General features: G+C 38.3%; 14 protein-coding genes and 1 pseudogene. 8 read left to right on the forward strand and 7 right to left on the reverse strand.

What is annotated here, in order from left to right:
* Nucleotide 1 precedes the first annotated feature (1 nt).
* Nucleotides 2–139 (reverse strand): hypothetical protein, encoded by a 138-nt coding sequence (locus tag ACYH9I_RS09945; RefSeq protein WP_483560579.1) that lies wholly within the window; start codon nucleotides 137–139, stop codon nucleotides 2–4.
* Between the two features lie 29 nt (nucleotides 140–168).
* Here ACYH9I_RS09945 and ACYH9I_RS09950 point away from each other — a divergent pair.
* The 3 genes and pseudogenes from ACYH9I_RS09950 to purL all read left to right on the forward strand — a co-directional run.
* Nucleotides 169–536 (forward strand): annotated as a pseudogene (locus ACYH9I_RS09950) (glutamate--tRNA ligase family protein); the annotation flags it as partial.
* 551 nt (nucleotides 537–1,087) lie between these two features.
* Complete coding sequence (locus ACYH9I_RS09955; protein ID WP_483560580.1) at nucleotides 1,088–2,452, forward strand: hypothetical protein; 1,365 nt, start codon at nucleotides 1,088–1,090, stop codon at nucleotides 2,450–2,452.
* 2,712 nt (nucleotides 2,453–5,164) lie between these two features.
* Entirely contained in the window at nucleotides 5,165–9,067 is a 3,903-nt protein-coding gene (purL, locus tag ACYH9I_RS09960) for a phosphoribosylformylglycinamidine synthase (RefSeq protein ID WP_483560581.1), read from the forward strand.
* A 46-nt stretch (nucleotides 9,068–9,113) separates the two neighbouring features.
* On the opposite strand, the gene ACYH9I_RS09965 is transcribed toward purL, so the two are convergent.
* The 4 genes from ACYH9I_RS09965 to aroB form a co-directional block, all read right to left on the reverse strand.
* Entirely contained in the window at nucleotides 9,114–10,199 is a 1,086-nt protein-coding gene (locus ACYH9I_RS09965; RefSeq protein WP_091348275.1) for a 3-deoxy-7-phosphoheptulonate synthase, read from the reverse strand.
* Between the two features lie 306 nt (nucleotides 10,200–10,505).
* On the reverse strand, nucleotides 10,506–10,964 hold the full coding sequence (locus ACYH9I_RS09970; protein ID WP_483560582.1) for a putative T6SS immunity periplasmic lipoprotein: 459 nt from the start codon (nucleotides 10,962–10,964) through the stop codon (nucleotides 10,506–10,508).
* 64 nt (nucleotides 10,965–11,028) lie between these two features.
* Complete coding sequence (locus ACYH9I_RS09975) at nucleotides 11,029–11,484, reverse strand: putative T6SS immunity periplasmic lipoprotein (protein WP_483560583.1); 456 nt, start codon at nucleotides 11,482–11,484, stop codon at nucleotides 11,029–11,031.
* A gap of 117 nt (nucleotides 11,485–11,601) precedes the next feature.
* Entirely contained in the window at nucleotides 11,602–12,672 is a 1,071-nt protein-coding gene (gene aroB / locus ACYH9I_RS09980; protein WP_483560601.1) for a 3-dehydroquinate synthase, read from the reverse strand.
* Nucleotides 12,673–12,802: 130 nt separating this feature from the next.
* On the opposite strand from aroB, the gene ACYH9I_RS09985 reads away from it, so the two are divergent.
* Nucleotides 12,803–14,413 carry an NAD+ synthase gene (locus tag ACYH9I_RS09985; RefSeq protein WP_483560584.1) on the forward strand — a complete coding sequence of 537 codons (1,611 nt, stop codon included), beginning with the start codon at nucleotides 12,803–12,805 and terminating at the stop codon, nucleotides 14,411–14,413.
* Nucleotides 14,414–14,436: 23 nt separating this feature from the next.
* Nucleotides 14,437–14,775, forward strand: a complete 339-nt coding sequence (glnB, locus tag ACYH9I_RS09990) for a nitrogen regulatory protein P-II (protein ID WP_065586186.1) — start codon at nucleotides 14,437–14,439, stop codon at nucleotides 14,773–14,775.
* A 6-nt stretch (nucleotides 14,776–14,781) separates the two neighbouring features.
* On the opposite strand, the gene ACYH9I_RS09995 is transcribed toward glnB, so the two are convergent.
* Nucleotides 14,782–15,423 carry a hypothetical protein gene (locus ACYH9I_RS09995; RefSeq protein ID WP_483560585.1) on the reverse strand — a complete coding sequence of 214 codons (642 nt, stop codon included), beginning with the start codon at nucleotides 15,421–15,423 and terminating at the stop codon, nucleotides 14,782–14,784.
* A gap of 315 nt (nucleotides 15,424–15,738) precedes the next feature.
* Between ACYH9I_RS09995 and ACYH9I_RS10000 the strand changes: the two genes are divergently transcribed.
* Complete coding sequence (locus tag ACYH9I_RS10000) at nucleotides 15,739–16,365, forward strand: TfoX/Sxy family DNA transformation protein (protein WP_483560586.1); 627 nt, start codon at nucleotides 15,739–15,741, stop codon at nucleotides 16,363–16,365.
* Nucleotides 16,366–16,521: 156 nt separating this feature from the next.
* Here ACYH9I_RS10000 and rhlB read toward each other — a convergent pair whose 3' ends face one another.
* Nucleotides 16,522–17,751: an ATP-dependent RNA helicase RhlB gene (gene rhlB, locus ACYH9I_RS10005; protein WP_483560587.1), complete on the reverse strand. Its 1,230-nt coding sequence runs from the start codon at nucleotides 17,749–17,751 to the stop codon at nucleotides 16,522–16,524.
* A 152-nt stretch (nucleotides 17,752–17,903) separates the two neighbouring features.
* On the opposite strand from rhlB, the gene trxA reads away from it, so the two are divergent.
* Both trxA and rho read left to right on the forward strand, forming a co-directional pair.
* Complete coding sequence (gene trxA, locus ACYH9I_RS10010) at nucleotides 17,904–18,230, forward strand: thioredoxin TrxA (RefSeq protein ID WP_483560588.1); 327 nt, start codon at nucleotides 17,904–17,906, stop codon at nucleotides 18,228–18,230.
* Between the two features lie 362 nt (nucleotides 18,231–18,592).
* A complete protein-coding gene (rho, locus tag ACYH9I_RS10015) occupies nucleotides 18,593–19,855 on the forward strand; it encodes a transcription termination factor Rho (protein ID WP_091348247.1) in 1,263 nt (420 codons plus the stop codon).
* Nucleotides 19,856–19,888 lie beyond the last annotated feature (33 nt).

Genomic DNA, 19,888 nt, shown 5'->3' on the forward strand with positions numbered 1-19,888 from the left:
TTTAGTTATTCCGATGGTCATAAGCCAATCCACTAAACAATACATCATTTAAAAAGTACAAGCCGTCAATCTGTTGCAAATAACTTAACTCTACCCGAACCGGTGGATTAAACTCAGTTTTATTTTTTATCTCATTCATTTTATTTTCCTTTTCGCCCTGTTCTAATTATTGTGATGCGAGATCTGGTATTATACCGCATTAAATTTGCTGTGCATCACCCAAACAGGCAACAAGTGGTGCATTTATCCAATGTACGATTTTACCCATTGTATTTCAGATACGATCGAAAACATCACCTATATTAAATTTAGAGTACGCCATTAAATCTACTCGTGCTGAAAAAATCGTCGATGGTTGGGACGATCCGCGCATGCTAACGGTATCAGGATTACGTCGTAGTGGTTATATACCTGCCTAGATCCGTGAATTTTGCCGTCGAATTGGGGTGACCAAGCAAGAAAACATTGTTGAAATGAGTACCCTTGAGTTTTGTATTCATGAAGACCTGAACGAAAACGCACCTTGCGCATATGCAACAGAAGAAAAGCGTGTGCATAACCGAACTGTGGACTTAAGAGATAGCCGGAACGAGGCATAATTTAACTCAATTATCACCGACTTATTGAATCGGCAAATATCCACAATAGCCACTTCAATTCCCTTTACTTTAATCTAATTTTTCCAATCCCGACAACTCTACCATCACTATCCAAAAATTGGTCAGGAAAAGTATTGATTTTATTTAAGTTTTTATTTGATTGTTTTTACTCAAAAAACAGTAAAAAAACGTTTTTCAAGACATTACTTTATTAACAAAACTTTACAAAAATCAATAAAAAAAAGTTAGTTGTCCATTATGATGCGGAATATAATTTCGTTATAGGACAAAAGTCCGATCAGTTGAATAAGCAAATAATTCTAAAATTCTTATAAAAAAATTCACTTAACAGGTTGGTTTGTATGTATTGCAATTCCTCAGTGTATCTTTTGGGTTATCAAAGTTGTAGTTATCAAGATTCCTCACGAGTTTTATTTTTACCGCTGAATTTAGCGAAATTATTAGTATTTTCTCTGAGGTTGACACCTTTGTTATTACTTTCTTCGTTTAGTGTACAGGCGTTATCGGTTTATACATCACAAACTATTGAAGGTACTGCGCCGTATTTAACGTTCGACGGTGGTCGAACAAGGGCCACATCAACGGATAGTTTGTTGTCTATAAGGTTGCAGGATGGCCAAGTCATCACGCCGTCTACTAATACATCAAGTGTATCAAATCCAATAAGATTGCCTTATGCAGGGAATTCTCTGGATGATATAGATATGATAGTCCCGTCATCGGCTAGTTCAGTTGATTTAAGTGATTTAGTCACTCGATATAATTATTGGCGTGATGATGATGGGGATGGACAGGGTGCTAATGGTGTTACCGCATCGGGGAATATATCGGTATCGTTTAGGGATAAGGATGGCAATAGAGTTAATCGTAGTGATGCATTGGATATATGTAAGTCTCCTTATAGGGTAACTTTAAGTAGTACAGGGGGATATTTACAGACACAGTACGGGGTTCCTAATAGAACCAGTTTTAGTGGAGCTACGGTGGATTATTATATCAATCCGTATAACACTGTTCCTCGTATTTGTTACGCAAGGCCAAATCTTGATAGTTATGGCATAGGCAATCACGCAGGCCCAGCTAACATATGGAACCCTTATAAGGGTTTTTTAGTTCAGTCAACAAGTCCATCATCTTATAACCGAAACTTTCCGACAACAGGTGCTGATGGATTATATTTTGATTTGGACATAGGTGGAATCGATGCAAGTCAGTTGACGTGGTCTTCGGTCGCTCGGGGTGGAATAACGGCTACAGTGACAAGTGTTACACCTAGTGATGGATGGATTCCTAGTATTGATAGAGGAAAAGTTGTCGCACGTGTTAAGTTAAGCGGTCCTAGGGCTGATAGTACTCAAATAAACTCAAGTAGTCCTAGTCCTCTAGCTGTACCATCTTTGCCGCAGACCTTTGAGTTGGTAGGTAGGGATGGTAGTGGTAATGAGTTGAGGTATGGATTTGTGTTACAGCAGTGGTTCGTCCATCGGGATAATGTAAGCGATAGTCAGTCTTACCAATCCTTTTGGTGTAGAAGTTTGGGTTATCGTTTGCCAAAAGTAAAGGATTTAACCAATGCAGTCAAAACAGATAGTCCTTCTATTTCTGGTGCCTTACCATCTTCATCTAATAATTATTTCCAGCGTCACATAGGTGCTGGGTTTTTCACGGAGTGGGGCCTCATGGACGAGTATGATGTGGGCTTCTCCTTCTACGACTACTGGACGAGCGACGCATCAGGTAGCGATGGCTTCTTCATTGTCGACGCGGCGAACGGCGCCGTTAACAGCAACAGTGCCAGGTACTACCATTATGGCCTTTGTTCTGCACCTTAGCTTTTATTTCTTAGTCCTTAATCCTTGGGCTGCGGGGGCGGTTATGGTGCAGATAGAGGATAATCTAACAAAGAATAAAGCCCCCGCGTAAGTTGGGGCATTCCCTTAGGGTTGCGCTGTTGCGGCGAAGCCACAATCGCGCCGCCTCCCCCCGCCGACGACGCTGAAAGTGTCGATGGCAATCCTAGTGGATAATGCTGTGGCGGTTTAAATTTGTGGTCTATTTATAGTACGGCAAGGTTTCGGACGTTTTGACCTTGGGTGAACAAAATAGCCACAGTGACCACGTCCGAGCAAAGGGAATTAGAGCGAATTCCCTTTGCAATCCCACGCTTTGGCTACAGAATGTGGCCTACGGCTGCCCTCCGCCGCCGCTCGGTCTTAACGCACCGTTTGTGGACGCGCTCCAAGCGCACCACAAACTCGCCAAACGTCCTGTTTGGCGTGCTAACCTCGCTCTGTTGTCGGCACATTCCGACGCCGGAATAAGACAGACAACATAGCCATCGTTTTTGGGATGGGTTATTGTGTTTTTATAAGGCGGTTTTTGTTAAAAAATGGCCAGAAAAACTTTAATAAAATCAATATCTTTTCTGACCGATTTTTAGCGGAAAATCAAGCCTTTTTTGTTTTGGTGAATAGAATAAATTAGGTGCGCAGGTTTCGGACGTTTTGACCTTGGGTGAATAAAATAGCTACAGTGACCACGTCCGAGCAAAGGGAATTAAAGCGAATTCCCTGACAACCCACGCTTTGGCTACAGAATGTGGCCTGCGGCTCCCCGACGTCGCCGCTCGGTCTTAACGCACCGTTTGTGGACGCGCTCCCGGCGCACCACAAACTCGCCAAACATTCCTGTTTGGCGTGCTAACCTCGCTCTGTTGTCGGCACATTCTGACGCCGGAATAAGACAAACAACATAACCATCGTTTTTGGGCTGGGTTATTGTGTTTTTATAAGGCGGTTTTTGTTAAAAAAACAGTTAGAAAAAAACTTTAATAAAATCAATGCCTTTTCTGACCGATTTTTAGTGGAAAATCAAGCCTTTTTGGTTTTGGTGAATAGAATAAATTAAGTGTGCAGGTTTCGGACGTTTTGACCTTTGGTGAATAAAATAGCTACAGTGACCACGTCCGAGCAAAGGGAATTAAAGCGAATTCCCTTTGCAATCCCACGCTTTGGCTGCAAAATGTGGCCTACGGCACTACTCGTATCATCCTGATACTCGCCTCTTCGAGGCCATCTTCGCTTTGCTCAGATGTTCAAATTTGTTCCAGACAAATTTGTCCGCCGTCACTCGGTCTTAACGCACCGGCTATTATCCGTTCCAGACGGAGAATAGCCTCGCCAAACATCCCTGTTTGGCGTGCTAACTTCGCTCTGTTGTCGGCACATTCTGACGCCGGAACAAGACAAACAACATAACCTTGGGTGTTTTTTGTGAATTGCTTTTTTATTAAAAAGCAATGTAATTACATCCAAAAAGTGGTCAGGAAAGGTATTGATTTTATTGAAGTTTTTATTTTGCTGTTTTTAAGCTAAATCAAACACTTACACAACCTAAGCAAATCGCCGACATACAACAAATCAACAAAACCACGAATAGCGCCCCAATAACAGCAAATTAACCGCTCCAAACCCTTTTTTTTACGATAATTTAAAATTAAATAAAATCAACACATTAAAAAAGCTCAAAAAAAGGGTTTTCAAAGATGAAATTGTTGTTTATCTTTATACAGCAAAATTTATCAAATCTTTAGCTCTACCTTAACGCCGTATAGGCGGTTTAGAAAAAGCTTTAGACAATCAAAGTACGGGAACATATCCTTAACGCCGTATAGGCGTTTAATTCAAATAAAATCAATTGCATAATTATAAAAACATAATATCTTCTAAATAAGGATGGTTATGTTGTTTGTCCTATTCCGGCGTCGGGTAGCCTCAGGCCACATTCTGTAGCCAAGCGCGGGATTGCTAAGGGAATTCGCTTTAATTCCCTTAGCTCGGACGTGGTCACTAGCGCTATTTTGTACACCCAAGGTCAAAACGTCCGAAACCACCGCACTCAATTCATTCCATTCACCAAAACAAAGAGGGCTGATTTTCCGCCAAAAATCGGTCAGAAAAAGTATTGATTTTATTAAAGTTTTTCTGGCTGTTTTTTTAACAAAAACTGCCTTACAAAAACACAACAATCCATCCCAAAAAACGATGGTTATGTTATTTGTCCTATTCCGGCGTCAGAATGTGCCGACAACAGAGTGAGGTTAGCACGCCAAACAGGGATGTTTGGCGAGGCTATGCTTCGCCGGGAGCGAATCATAGCCGGTGCGTTAAGACCGAGCGGCGGCGTCGGGTAGCCGCAGGCCACATTCTGCAGCCAAAGCGCGGGATTGCTAAGGGAATTCGCTCTAATTCCCTTAGCTCGGACGTGGTCACTGTGGCTATTTTGTTCACTATAGGTCAAAACGTCCGAAACCTCTGCACCTAATTCATTCTATTCACCAAAACAAAAAAGGCCTGATTTTCCACCCAAAAATCGGTCAGAAAAGGCATTGATTTTATTAAAGTTTTTTTGATTGTTTTTTAACAAAAAACAAACTCCCCCCACCATCACCCGATTAATTGTATTTAATATAGCCACATCGTACGCTTTCTTTTATAATATTATTCTATTTTCCCCCTATTTTTAGCTTAAAAAGAGTAATTTTCATGAAAATTTTAGCTGGCTGTTCTGCTTTATCTGCATTTCGTATTAGTAAAATCTTATCTACTTGTTGTGAAAAATCCATCCCTGTTATTGATATTGAAGCCCAATATCTCCATTTTGTTGATTTGGCAGGCGAGTTAACGGCTGAACAACAGCTAACTTTAGATAAATTATTACAATACGGTCCTAAAACCGCACAAATCAATGTTAAAGAGATATCCAGCAAGCAACTTTTTTTAGTTACTCCAAGAGCCGGAACCATTTCACCTTGGTCGTCAAAAGCGACGGACATTGCGCATAATTGTGGCTTGTCGCAGATTCGCCGTATTGAGCGAGGAATCGCTTATTATGTGCAAGTGAGTTCGCCATTAACCGATTCACAAAAAAATGATTTTTTATCATTGATTCACGATCGCATGATGGAAGCCGTTTTTAGTCGTGTTGAGCAAGCCGAGCAGCTATTCCACGTTGAGTCACCTACGCCTGTAACAACCGTTGATTTATTAGGTCAGGGACGCAAGGCCTTAGAAGACGCTAACCTTAAATTAGGTTTGGCATTAGCGCCTGATGAAATTGATTATTTAGTTGAAAATTTTGAAAAATTAAAACGTAATCCGACTGATATTGAACTTTATATGTTTGCGCAAGCCAACTCTGAGCATTGTCGCCATAAGATTTTTAACGCTGATTGGATTATTGATGGTAAAAAACAGCCTAAATCACTGTTTAAGATGATCAAAAATACTTTTGAACACACCCCTGATTATGTTTCGTCCGCTTATAAGGATAATGCCGCTGTGATGGATGGCTCGAAAGTTGGGCGCTTTTTTGCCGATAATGAGAATAAAACCTACGGTTATCATCAAGAATATGCGGATATTTTAATGAAAGTGGAAACGCATAATCATCCAACAGCCATATCACCTTGGCCGGGTGCAGCAACGGGAAGTGGGGGTGAGATTCGTGATGAGGGTGCAACAGGGCGCGGAGCTAAACCTAAAGCTGGTTTAGTGGGTTTTTCGGTTTCTAATTTGCGAATTCCTAATTTTGAACAACCTTGGGAGCAAGATTTTGGTAAGCCCGATCGTATTGTCAGTGCGTTTAATATTATGATGGAGGGTCCTTTAGGGGGAGCCGCCTTTAATAATGAATTTGGTCGTCCGGCTTTATTGGGGTATTTCCGTACTTATGAAGAAAAGGTCAATAGCCATAATGGTGAGGAGCTTAGAGGATACCATAAGCCGATTATGTTGGCAGGCGGTATGGGTAATATACGTCGTGAACATATCCAAAAGGGTGAGTTTCCAGCTGGCTCTAAGCTGATTGTGTTAGGTGGTCCTGCCATGAATATTGGCTTAGGCGGTGGGGCGGCGTCGTCTATGGCGTCGGGCCAGTCTGATGCCGATCTGGATTTTGCTTCTGTTCAGCGTGATAACCCTGAAATGGAGCGCCGTTGTCAGGAGGTTATCGATCGTTGTTGGCAACTTGGTGAAGATAATCCTATTTTATTTATTCATGATGTGGGTGCAGGCGGTTTGTCTAATGCGATGCCTGAGCTGGTTAGTGACGGTGGTTGTGGTGGTCAATTTGAGCTACGCAAAATACTTAGCGATGAGCCAGGGATGTCACCGCTAGAAATTTGGTGTAACGAATCGCAAGAACGTTATGTGCTCGCTATCCATCCGGATAAATTGGCCCTGTTTGATGAGCTTTGCCAACGCGAGCGGGCGCCTTATGCGGTGATTGGTCAAGCAACTGCCAATAAAGCTGTTACTTTGCATGATGATCATTTTAATAATAATCCAATTGATTTGCCATTGGATGTGCTCCTTGGTAAAACACCTAAAATGCAACGAGATGTTAAGACCCATCAAGCACATGGCGATAATTTTTCAACTGCTGATATTAATTTATATGATGCGGTTAAACGGATTTTACATTTGCCAACCGTTGCTGAAAAGACCTTTTTAATCACCATTGGCGATCGCTCTGTGACGGGGATGGTATCGCGCGATCAAATGGTTGGCCCATGGCAAGTGCCTGTTGCTGATTGTGCGGTTACGACTGCAAGCTTAGATAGCTATTATGGCGAAGCTATGTCAATCGGTGAACGCGCCCCCGTTGCTTTGCTTAACTTTGCCGCTTCAGCAAGGCTTGCCGTTGGCGAGGCGATTACCAATATTGCCGCAACGAATATTGGCGATATCAAACGCATTAAGCTTTCAGCTAACTGGATGGCCGCCGCTGGCCATCCGGGCGAAGATGCTGGGCTTTATCAAGCAGTTAAAGCCATTGGCGAAGAATTATGCCCAGCATTGGGTCTGGCGATTCCTGTTGGTAAAGATTCGATGTCGATGAAAACCACATGGCAACAAGATGGCGAACAAAAAACAGTGACGTCGCCATTATCGTTGGTGATTTCGGCATTTGCGCGCGTTGAAGATGTGCGTAAAACCGTGACACCGCAATTGCGTGTCGATCAAGATAATACGTTATTGTTGGTTGATTTATCGAAAGGTCACCAAGCGTTAGGCGCAACTGCACTGGCACAGGTGTACCGTCATTTAGGTCAAAAAACAGCGGATGTTCATGATGTTAAGGAGCTTGCGGCTTTTTATCAAGCAATTCAAGCCTTAGTCAGTCAAAATGCTCTGCTTGCTTATCATGATCGTTCCGATGGAGGGCTGTTTGTGACATTGGCCGAGATGGCTTTTGCTGGGCATTGTGGTGTTGATGTTGATATTTCTCAATTAGGCCATGATGTGATTGCTTCGCTATTTAATGAGGAGCTTGGTGCTGTTATTCAGGTGGCCAATAGTTGTTTAGACGATGTGATGGCTTGCTTTAAGCAGTTTGGCTTATCTCATGCGGTTTATGTTTTGGGTCGTGCTAAAGCAGGACAACAATTTATTGTGCGTAACAAATCTGCTGTGGTTTACAGTGAGTCGCGCTCAACGTTAAGAACATGGTGGGCCGAAACAACTTGGCAGATGCAGCGGTTACGTGATAATCCTGAGTGTGCGGATCAAGAACATCAAGCCAAACAAAATGAAGATGATCCAGGCTTAAGTGTGCACTTAACCTTTGATCCTCAAGCAGATATTGCAGCGCCTTATATTGTCACTGGCGTAAAACCTAAAGTGGCTGTGTTACGTGAACAAGGTGTTAATTCGCATGTCGAAATGGCCGCTGCATTCAATCGAGCTGGTTTTGAAGCCATTGATGTGCATATGACGGATCTGCTTTCTGGTCGTATTACGCTTGATCCATTTAGTACACTGGTTGCTTGTGGTGGCTTTTCTTATGGTGATGTGTTGGGTGCTGGCGAAGGTTGGGCTAAATCGGTGCTGTTTAATGAGCGAGTTCGATATGAGTTTGAGCAGTTTTTCCATCGCGGCGATACGTTATCGTTAGGGGTTTGTAATGGTTGCCAAATGATGTCGAATTTGAAGGATTTGATTCCGGGGGCTGATCTGTGGCCACGCTTTGTTCGTAATGTGTCAGAACGTTTCGAAGCGCGTTTTAGTCTAGTGAAAATTCAATCAAGCCCATCTTTGCTGTTTACCGGTATGACGGACTCTTATATGCCAATTGCGGTTTCGCATGGGGAAGGACGGGTTGAAGTTGCTGATGATGTGCATTTAACGCATTTAGAAGCCTCTGGATTAGTTGCTATGCGTTATATTGATCATTTTGGTCAAGTCACAGAGCAATATCCTAATAATCCGAATGGTTCTCCAAATGGGATCACAGCAGTCACCTCTAAAGATGGTCGCGCAACGATTATGATGCCTCATCCTGAGCGTGTATTTAGAACTGTAACAAATTCTTGGCACCCAGATAATTGGGGCGAAGATAGTCCATGGATGCGCCTATTCCGTAATGCGCGTAAGCAATTAGGTTAAATAAAAAAATCGCCGATATTTTTGTCGGCGATTTTGTTATTAGTGTTTAGGCTTTAGCTGATTGCTGCTGCCTTTGGGTGAGCGGTTTTGCTAATTGGTTATTCATTTTTTGTAATAATTGTTCGGTACTTTCCCAATTAATACAAGCATCAGTGACTGATACGCCATATTTCAAGTTTTCTGGCGGTTGTTCAGACGATTGATTGCCTTCAAATAAGTTGCTTTCAATCATTACACCAATAATTGAGTTATTGCCGTGTTCAATTTGTTCAATAATTGAGTCGGCAACAATCGGTTGATTGCGATAATCTTTGTTGGAATTAGCATGACTACAATCAATCATTAAGTTAGGTAACAATCCCGCCTTTTTCATTTGTGTTTCACATAATGCGACATTTTCAGCATCAAAATTTGGCGTTTTGCCACCACGCAAAATAACATGACCGTGTGGATTGCCCATGGTTTGTAAAACGGTTACTTGCCCTTGTTGATTGATCCCCACAAAGCGGTGCGCCATTGATGCCGATTTCATGGCGTTAATGGCGACATCTAAACTGCCATCGGTGCCATTTTTAAAGCCGACTGGCATTGATAGTCCTGATGCCATTTCTCTATGTGTTTGTGATTCAGTCGTTCTTGCGCCGATTGCTGACCAACTAATTAAATCGCCAATATATTGTGGTGTGTTGGGGTCTAATGCTTCGGTTGCAATAGGCAACCCAATTTTGGTGATATCGAGTAATAATTTGCGTGCTTTTTTAAGTCCATGTTCAATATCAAATGAGCTGTCCATATGTGGGTCGTTAATCATTCCTTTCCAACCTACGGTGGTGCGTGGTTTTTCAAAATAGACACGCATGACAATAAATAGGTGATCGTTGACTTCGTCGGATAGTTTTTTTAATTTATGTGCATATTCAATTGCTGCAACGGGGTCATGAATAGAGCAAGGACCGCATACGATAAGTAATCGATGATCTCGGCGTTCTAAAATATCAACAATGGTTTGTCTTGATGAGGCAATTTGCTTTTCTAGATCATTAGATAGCGGATAAAGTTTTTTTATCTCTATGGGGGTAACTAGCATGTGTTCATCCCTAATTCTGACATTATTTAGTGAATCTTTTAACATTTTTATTTTCCTTGTTAAAATCATTTATACTTTATATGTAAAATATTAATTACATTAACGCTTATTATGTAAACACAAAATTACACAATAGTAAATTAAATTTTCACTTATTAATCAGAATTCATTAGGGTTGTTTTTATTGTGTAGTTTTAGTAAATTTATATTTACATTTTAATCGTGTAGAGCTTTATGTGTGTTGATTTAATCTGAGATCTGATAATAATGATTAAGCTAGGTTACCCTAGCTTAATGATAATTAAGGTCAATGCTAAATTTGGATAGAGCTAAATTAGAGCTGAAGTGCTATTATTTATTAGCTTTGTTGTCCAATAATAATCTAAATTTACCATCATTTTGTTTTTCTAGGCGGAATTTCCTTACCCATCTAAAATATGTATAGAATGTTGGGTCAGAAGTCAACTTACTGGTAAACTTAATGCGATAAGTTGTATTTGCTTGCAAAGGGTATTCAATTTTCAAGCATTCGCCAGAACGAATGTTCTCTCCTTTCCAATTATCTTTTTCCCAATCCTCTAGGAAGCCCTTTTCTGATAGAGTTGTTTCTGTAATATAAATAGTATCAATGGGAATTGATTGGTTTGCCATAATTTGGTTTGTAGGTATGCTGATACATAGTTGATTGTCATTATTTAATGTTATATCTGGTGTAACAGTAACAACTTCAGTTTTGTAGTGTGGGTAGCAGCCTGTTAGTGATATTAACGGAATAATAATTAATAATATAATTGCGAAGTTCTTTTTCATAAGGTTATTTATTGTTGTGATAAAGTTATGTTTGTTATTTAAATTGGTTTAATATGTTGTTTGTTTAATACTCTAACAATTGTAATGAGCCATCGTTTTGTTTTTTTAGTATCAATCTTTTATCTAATCTTTTAACTATATTCCAATCTTCGCTGTTTTGTTGCATTGCTTTAATAAATACATAGTAACGTATATCGGTTTTAAATTGATAATCAAGATTTAAGCATTCACCAGGGTGAACTTGGTATTGCATTTTTACGCCTGTATCAGTCATTCCACTATAATATCTTGTGCGATCATACGTAGGGCCATCTTTTATTTTCTCACTGATACTTATAAACCTAATATTAAATAACCTATTTTGGGAGTATTTTCCCTTGGGGATGCTAATACATAGCTGATTGTTATTTAATTCTACATCAGGTCGTTCTCGTACTGGTTGGCGAAATAGTAGACAGCATCCTGTTGTTGTTGATAATATTAAAATCATTATTAGTATTTGAATGAGGCTTTTTTTCATGCAGATGATCCTTTACTTTTTTATTCCTTCCTAATTTTTAAAGCGGTTTATTATTTTTGTAAAAATGTTTTAGTAGTTTAACGATATTTGGTGTAGAGTCAAAAAATATGGCTAATATTAGACGTTAGCAATAGATTCTAATACGATATTTTTATCAATACCATCCATCACATCAACATGCCCAATTTTAGTTGGCACAACAAGTCTTAACTGCCCAGATAGTACTTTTTTATCTCGTAACATGTGTGGAAGGTAAGATTCAATCGGCATTTGTGCCGGTCTGTTAACCGGTAGCTTAGCACGTATTAATAAGTTTTTTATTCTATCAATATCTGCTTGCGTTAATTGTCCGAGTAATTTGGCGGTGTGTGCGGCCATTAACATTCCCACGCTGACGGCTTCGCCATGTAGCCAGTTTCCATAGCCTAGTTCTGCTTCTATAGCATGACCATAAGTATGACCAAGATTTAAAATGGCGCGCATGTCTTGTTCTGTTTCGTCAGCGGCAACCACTTTTGCTTTTAGTTCGCAGCAATGGTAAATACAGTAACTTAATGCGTTAACATCTAAATTTAATAAATCTTCTATATGCTGTTCTAACCAATTAAAAAATTCGGGGTCTAAAATAATGCCGTATTTTATGACTTCAGCAAGTCCTGCTGACAGCTCTCTTTGTGGTAAGGTTTTTAAGCAGTTTAGATCAATAACTACTGCTTGTGGTTGGTAAAAAGCACCAATCATGTTTTTGCCAAGCGGATGGTTAATGGCTGTTTTTCCGCCAACCGATGAATCAACTTGGGAAAGTAGTGTAGTTGGTACTTGAATAAATTTAATACCACGTTGGTAAGCCGATGCAGCAAATCCAGCAACATCCCCGATGACACCCCCACCAAGTGCAATAAGGATTGAACTACGTGTATGGTTATTGGCAAGTAAGGCAGTGAGGATCGTGTTCCATGTTTCTATGGTTTTGTATTGTTCGCCATCGGGTACAACAATAGAGTCAGTTTTTATACCCTGCTTTTCAAGCATATCAGTGAGTGTTTGTAAATAAAGTGGAGCGATAGTGTCGTTGGTTGCAATCAGTACGCGTTGACCTGCCTTGAGTTTAAAATGTTGAAATTCGCTCAGTAAATTTTCACCAATTGTGATGGGATAACTGCGGTTGGCTAACGCCACATTTAACATTTTTTGCATATTAATTTCCAGACAAGTCAAAACGGATTTATTGTTGCAATGTTATCGATAAAAGAGTGGCAGTGCAACTTAGAATCATTTAAACTTATCAACAATTTTGATTTGTGATGTTAAATTCTATATGTCTATCTCTATTGTTTTAGCACAAAAAAATTGGCGTGTGGGCGATATTGAAGGGAATGCTCAACAGATTATTGAGCTAATTAGTCGCCATTCGTCCGATGACCTCATTGTTTTTTCTGAACTTGCTTTATGCGGTTACCCTCCCGAGGATTTAGTATATCGATCCGATTTTAAAGATCGCTGTCAAAGGGCGCTTGCTTTAATTCAACAAGCAAGTAAACACTGTGCGATTATTGTTGGGCATCCACATTGGCAAGATGAGCATATTTATAATGCCCTTTCATTTTTTTGTGATGGGAAATTGTTGGCTTGTTACCATAAACAATTACTGCCTAATTATGATGTATTTGATGAGAAGCGTTACTTTACTGCCGGCGATCAAACTTGTGTTGTGAACTTTAAAGGACAAAAGATTGGTTTGTTAATTTGTGAAGATCTTTGGCAAAATCAGCCAATCGATAATATTAAACAAGCTCAAGCTGATTTTGTGGTGGCAATTAATGCTTCACCATATGATTATGAAAAACAGCAACAACGATATGATTTAGTTAAACAGCATGCAAAACGCATTGGTTTACCGATTGTTTATGTCAACCAAATTGGGGGGCAAGATGAGTTGGTTTTTGATGGTTGTTCTTTTGCCTGTAATGGACAAGGCGAGGTGGTTTGCCAACTTGAAGCTTTTAAAGAAGATATGGCCGTTTTGGATTTGAACAATCCTTTTAGTGTTGAGTGTTCACAGCCACAATCAGAAGTGGCTGTTTTAGCTTCTGTTTATGATGCTTTAGTGTTAGCAACAAGAGACTATATTACTAAAAATGGTTTTGAAGGTGCTGTTTTAGGGCTTTCTGGTGGGATTGATTCTGCGCTCACGTTGGCAATTGCTGTTGATGCATTAGGTAAAGATAAAGTACAAGCAGTGATGATGCCATTTCGTTATACAGCCGATATCAGTATTGCTGATGCTAAGGAAGAAGCTGAAATATTAGGGGTCGAATTTGATATTGTTTCCATTGAACCGATGTTTGATGCATTTATGTCATCGTTAACCCCACTGTTTTTAGGCACAGCAAAAGATACCACAGAGGAAAATCTGCAAGCGCGCTGTCGTGGTGTTATTTTAATGGCTCTGTCAAATAAACGGCGCAGATTGGTGCTGACAACGGGTAATAAAAGCGAAATGTCGGTTGGTTATGCAACGCTTTATGGCGATATGGTCGGTGGGTTTGATGTGCTTAAAGATGTTCCTAAAACAATGGTTTTTGCATTGTCTAAATATCGAAATACTCGTTCTTATGTAATTCCTGAGCGAGTGATAACTCGTCCCCCTTCAGCAGAGCTTGCTCCAGATCAAAAAGATGAAGATAGTTTGCCTCCTTATGATATTTTAGATGGTATATTAAAAGGTTATGTTCAACTTGATCTTTCCATTGAACAACTTATTGCGCAAGGCTATGATGAAGCGACAATAAGGCGAGTTATTAAATTGGTTGATATCAATGAGTATAAACGCCGCCAATCAGCAGTTGGTCCTAAAATCACTGCTCGTAATTTTGGTAAAGGTCGACGTTATCCCATCACTTCTGCCTTTGGGTTTAAAAATTGGTAATCTCGGATTAAGGGAAAATAGATATGAAAAAAATTGAAGCTATTATTAAACCATTTAAATTAGATGATATTCGAGAGGCGCTAGCTGATCAAGGTATTACCGGTATGACAGTGACTGAGGTTAAAGGTTTTGGGCGCCAAAAGGGGCATACCGAACTTTACCGTGGTGCGGAATATATGGTTGATTTTTTGCCGAAAGTAAAAATTGAGCTTATTGTCCCTGACGATATTTTAGAAATGTGTATAGAGACGATTATGAAAACAGCGCAAACTGGCAAAATTGGTGATGGAAAAATTTTTGTTTATAATGTTGAACAAGTAATTCGGATTCGAACTGGTGAAATGGATGAATCAGCGATTTAGTTTAAATTATTGAATGTCTGGCCGCTCTTGTTTTAGTAATTGAGGTGTTACAACACCTTGAATAGAGCAAATAAGAAGGGTCATATTTGGACCTTTTTCAAGTAATAATAGCTTTTCGGTAGTATCCGGTGCTGGAATCGTTTTGACACCAACAACAGTGCCGGTATTTTTATGCCAGACTTGGATGTCATCATTAATACTTCGAATCATTGGATTTCCGATATAAAGAAGGTTTTCTTCCATATTTTTCCAATTTATTTCTTTTAGTGTCTCTTTTATTTGATTAATATCATTGTCTATGATGAACCCCCAGAAATAATATTTCCCTATTTTTCCAAGATCCATAGCACTGTCATAATAGCCTGTGATTGTTAGGTTTTTATAAGCCATTGGTGTTTTGAAATAAACATAGTTTTTGTCTAAATTAGTACGATTTTCTACAGAGATATAAGCTTGATTTTGATTGAAAACCTTGATGTTAGTATATTTTTCTAATTCTTCTTTATTGGCATAAACATCTTTAAAAAAAGATGGAGTGCACAATGTTAATGATTCAATTAATGGTAATTTATCGGCGGATGCGATAAAAGAGTAAAACATAAAAAATAGAGCAATAATTTTTTTTATCATATTGATTTGGATTGACAAAAATTAGTTACCATTAAGTTAGTTAATTGGTTTTGATTGTATAATTATTATGACAGAATAACAATGTTAAAGCAGCTTTTCTTTTTAAGAATTGTTAAGATTTGTTTGTTTTTTAATGATGTTTTTTTACAAAAATTGATTTTATGTCACAAGAAGATAATTTATCAAGTAATAATGTATTTAATGTTTATATATGGAAGACAGATCGCATAATTATGAATTTATTTAGAAATTGTTTGAATATGGAATAACTATAATTTAGATTAATTGATAAGTTATTTTAGTTGCTTAATAAAGTTTAAATGGAAATTGATTATGTGTTCAACATTTGCAAATCGAATTTTAACAGAGCTTTCTGATGTTAAAGATATTTCAATTAAAACATTTTTTGGCGGATTTAGCGTTAATAGTGAAGATACCATGTTTGGCTGGATTACTCAAAAAGACTTTTATTTAAGAGGACATCCTGATTATCGATCAATTTTTATTGATTTAGGCATGCAGCCATTAAGCATAACAATGGGTATGTCAACTAAATTACTTGATTATTATAAAGTTGGTGATGTACTTTTTAAAGATCATGAAAAGTTACTTGCTATGGTAACAATGGTGATTGAATATACTAAAAAAGAACAATATGAAAAAGGTAAACTCAAAGAAAAACGGATAAAAGAGATGCCAAATATGACTTTGTCATTAGAAAGATTGTTATGCAGTGTCGGAATCAAAGATGTTGAAGCTCTTCAAGAAGAGGGATATTTAAGTGCATATTATAAAATAAAACAAAAGAAATCGGCAATTTCAATTAATATTCTGTTTGTTTTATATAGTTCATTGCATCGGTTTCATGTTGCTACCTTATCTAAGGAAACTAAAAAAGCAATTGAGCTTGAATATCAATGTTTTTTAAATCAGATAGATGGCAATTTGAATGAAAAATGATTTTGGTGGCTGGTATTAATTAGTGCGAATAATATCATCATCAAAAGTTATCCTAAAATAAAGCTATTTAAAAATGATGTAGTTAAAGTATTATCGTATTTTTAGATAGCTTTTTATAGTTTATATTATTTCGTTTTTTTACTACCAGCTGTTTAGTTAGTTTGTAGGTTTTCTTCTTGGTGGACGCCTAAAAGGTTTTGGAGTTGGTAAATCGACCAATAATGCAGAAGGATCATACTGGCTAACGGGAATAGCATGAGCAATTGCTTTTTCAATAGCAGGTAAGTTTTGTGAATAACGTTCACAAGCTAGTGAAATCGAGTAACCTTCAGCGCCAGCACGTCCTGTTCGTCCGATTCGATGTCGATAATCATCGCAATCATCGGGTAGATCATAATTGAAAACGTGAGTAACATTTGGGATATGTAATCCTCGAGCCGCGACATCAGTGGCAACTAAAATATCAAGTTGTCCTTGTGTGAATTGCTCTAAAATTGATAAACGCTTTTTCTGAGCGATATCGCCTGTTAATAGTCCAACTCGATGGCCATCAGCAATAAGGTGTCGCCAAATTTTTTCACAAGCTACTTTGGTGTTAGCAAATACAATGCAGCGATCTGGCCATTCTTCTTCGATAAGTGTTTGCAATAGTGCCAATTTATCTTCATTTGATGGGAAAAATAGCTCTTCTTTGATTCGATGACCAATTTTTTGTTCTGGCTCAACTTCGACATATTGTGGATTGTTCATATGCTCAAAAGCTAATTCGCGCACATTGTGTGTTAATGTTGCAGAAAACAGCATAGTTAACCTTTTGTTTGGTGGAGTCATATGCTTGAAGATCCAACGTATATCGCGAATAAATCCTAAATCAAACATGCGATCGGCTTCGTCTAACACGACAACTTGAATAGCTTCTAAATTAATGTAATTTTGTTTCGCATAGTCAATTAATCGCCCTGTTGTTGCAATTAAAATATCAATGCCAGTCGAGAGCATTTTTAATTGTTTATCATAGCCATCACCACCAAAAGCAAGCCCTAATTTAAGCCCTGTTTCTTCCGATAAGCGTTCTGCGTCATGGTATATTTGCACAACTAATTCGCGTGTTGGTGCAATAATGATAGCTCTTGGTTGATTGATTTTGTGATCGGGTAAAGGTTCATGATTCAACAAGTGATTAAATGTTGATGCCAAAAACGCCATGGTTTTGCCTGTTCCTGTTTGCCCTTGTCCGGCGATATCAATTCTTTTGGTGGTTAATGGCAATGTTTTTTCTTGAATAGGAGTGCAATAAATAAACTCTTTTTTCTCAAGTGCTTTTAACACTAAAGGATGAAGAGGGAATTGGCTAAAAGTTGTTTTGGTAAGATATGCTTGAATCATTGTGATTGTGAATATAATTACAGAATTTTAGTATTATAACATATTCAATACGCTGGCATCACTAATAATTATATCCTATTATACTAATTACTAGTAGGGAAATACAAAGTAATCTATTATTGCATACCAGTTAAAGTATGTTGGAGATAAAAATGAGTAATAATATCGTTCTGTTATCGGAAGCTACATTTGATAAAACAATTAATGAATCAACAAAGCCCGTACTTGTTGATTTTTGGGCTCCATGGTGTGGACCTTGTAAAATGATTGCTCCGATCTTGGAAGAAATAGTGCAAGAATATGGTGATAAAATTGTTGTTGCTAAATTGAATGTTGAAGAAAACCCTAATGTGGCACCTAAATTTGGTATTCGAGGCATTCCTACTTTGTTGATTTTTAAAAATGGACAAGTGGCTGCCACTCAAGTAGGGGCTTTATCTAAAGCTCAGCTTAAAGATTTTATCGATCCGCAATTATAATAGATATCCTATGTTTGGATATGAGTTGTTAAAAGAGTAATTTTATATATTACTCTTTTGGATCCTATCTTTTTACTATGTTTAGTAACTTAGAATAACTAATTCAATTAAATATAGACATATTAGTATTTTTAGTGTAAATTGCTAGCCTCTTACAAATATTCCTTTCTAAAATTCATTGTTTTTATTGGTAAAGTGGTGAAATTCTATATTCAGATCTTCAATTATCATCAAAAGCTTAGTAATCGATTGAATTTATGTGTTGTAAGGGAAAGAAATTTTTTATAAGTAAATGAAACTAATATACAAAAATAATATTAATTGCAAACATATCAATTTTATCCTCAAGAATTTTTAAAATTATGAATTTAACTGAATTAAAAAACACTTCTGTCTCTGAGCTTGTCGCGCTTGGTGAAAAAAAAATGGGGCTTGAAAATCTTGCCCGCCTTAGAAAACAAGACATTATTTTTGCAATCTTAAAGCAGCATGCCAAAAGTGGTGAAGATATTTTTGGTGATGGTGTACTAGAAATTTTGCAAGATGGATTTGGCTTTTTACGTTCAGCCGATAGCTCTTATTTAGCTGGGCCTGATGATATTTATGTATCACCAAGTCAAATTCGACGATTTAATTTAAGAACGGGTGATACCATTGCCGGTAAAATCCGTCCTCCTAAAGAGGGTGAGCGTTATTTTGCTTTACTAAAAGTAAACGAAGTCAATCACGATAAGCCAGAAGATGCTCGCAACAAGATTCTTTTTGAAAACTTAACTCCCCTTCACCCTAACTCTCGATTACGTATGGAACGAGGCAATGGTTCAACCGAAGATATCACAGCAAGAGTGCTTGATTTGGCTTCGCCAATTGGTAAAGGTCAACGCGGTTTGATTGTTGCACCACCTAAAGCGGGTAAAACAATGCTTCTGCAAAATATTGCTCAAAGCCTAGCCGTTAATCATCCTGAATGTGAGTTAGTTGTATTGATGATTGATGAGCGTCCAGAAGAAGTGACTGAAATGCAACGTCTGGTTAAAGGCGAAGTTGTTGCGTCGACATTTGATGAACCAGCAGCAAGGCATGTTCAAGTTGCTGAAATGGTTATTGAACGAGCAAAACGTTTAGTGGAACATAAAAAAGATGTGATTATTTTGTTAGACTCAATCACTCGTTTGGCGCGAGCTTATAATACGGTTGTTCCTTCATCAGGTAAAGTTTTAACTGGTGGTGTGGATGCGAATGCATTGCATCGTCCAAAACGCTTTTTTGGTGCAGCCCGTAATGTAGAAGATGGTGGGAGCTTAACCATTATTGCAACCGCATTGATTGATACTGGTTCTAAAATGGATGAAGTTATCTACGAAGAGTTCAAAGGTACGGGTAATATGGAAGTCCATTTATCACGTAAAATTGCTGAACGTCGAGTGTTCCCTGCCATTGATTTTAATCGTTCTGGTACACGTAAAGAAGATTTAATGACTTCGCCAGATGAACTGCAAAAAATGTGGATTTTACGCAAAATTCTTAACCCAATGGGGGAGACTGATGCGATGGAATTCTTGATTGATAAACTGTCCATGACTAAAACCAATGATGAGTTTTTTGAAATGATGAAGCGGTCGTGATTTGCGCAGTTAATAGTAAATATCATTAAAGTA

It is taken from the genome of Gilliamella sp. X-23 (genome assembly GCF_057063545.1).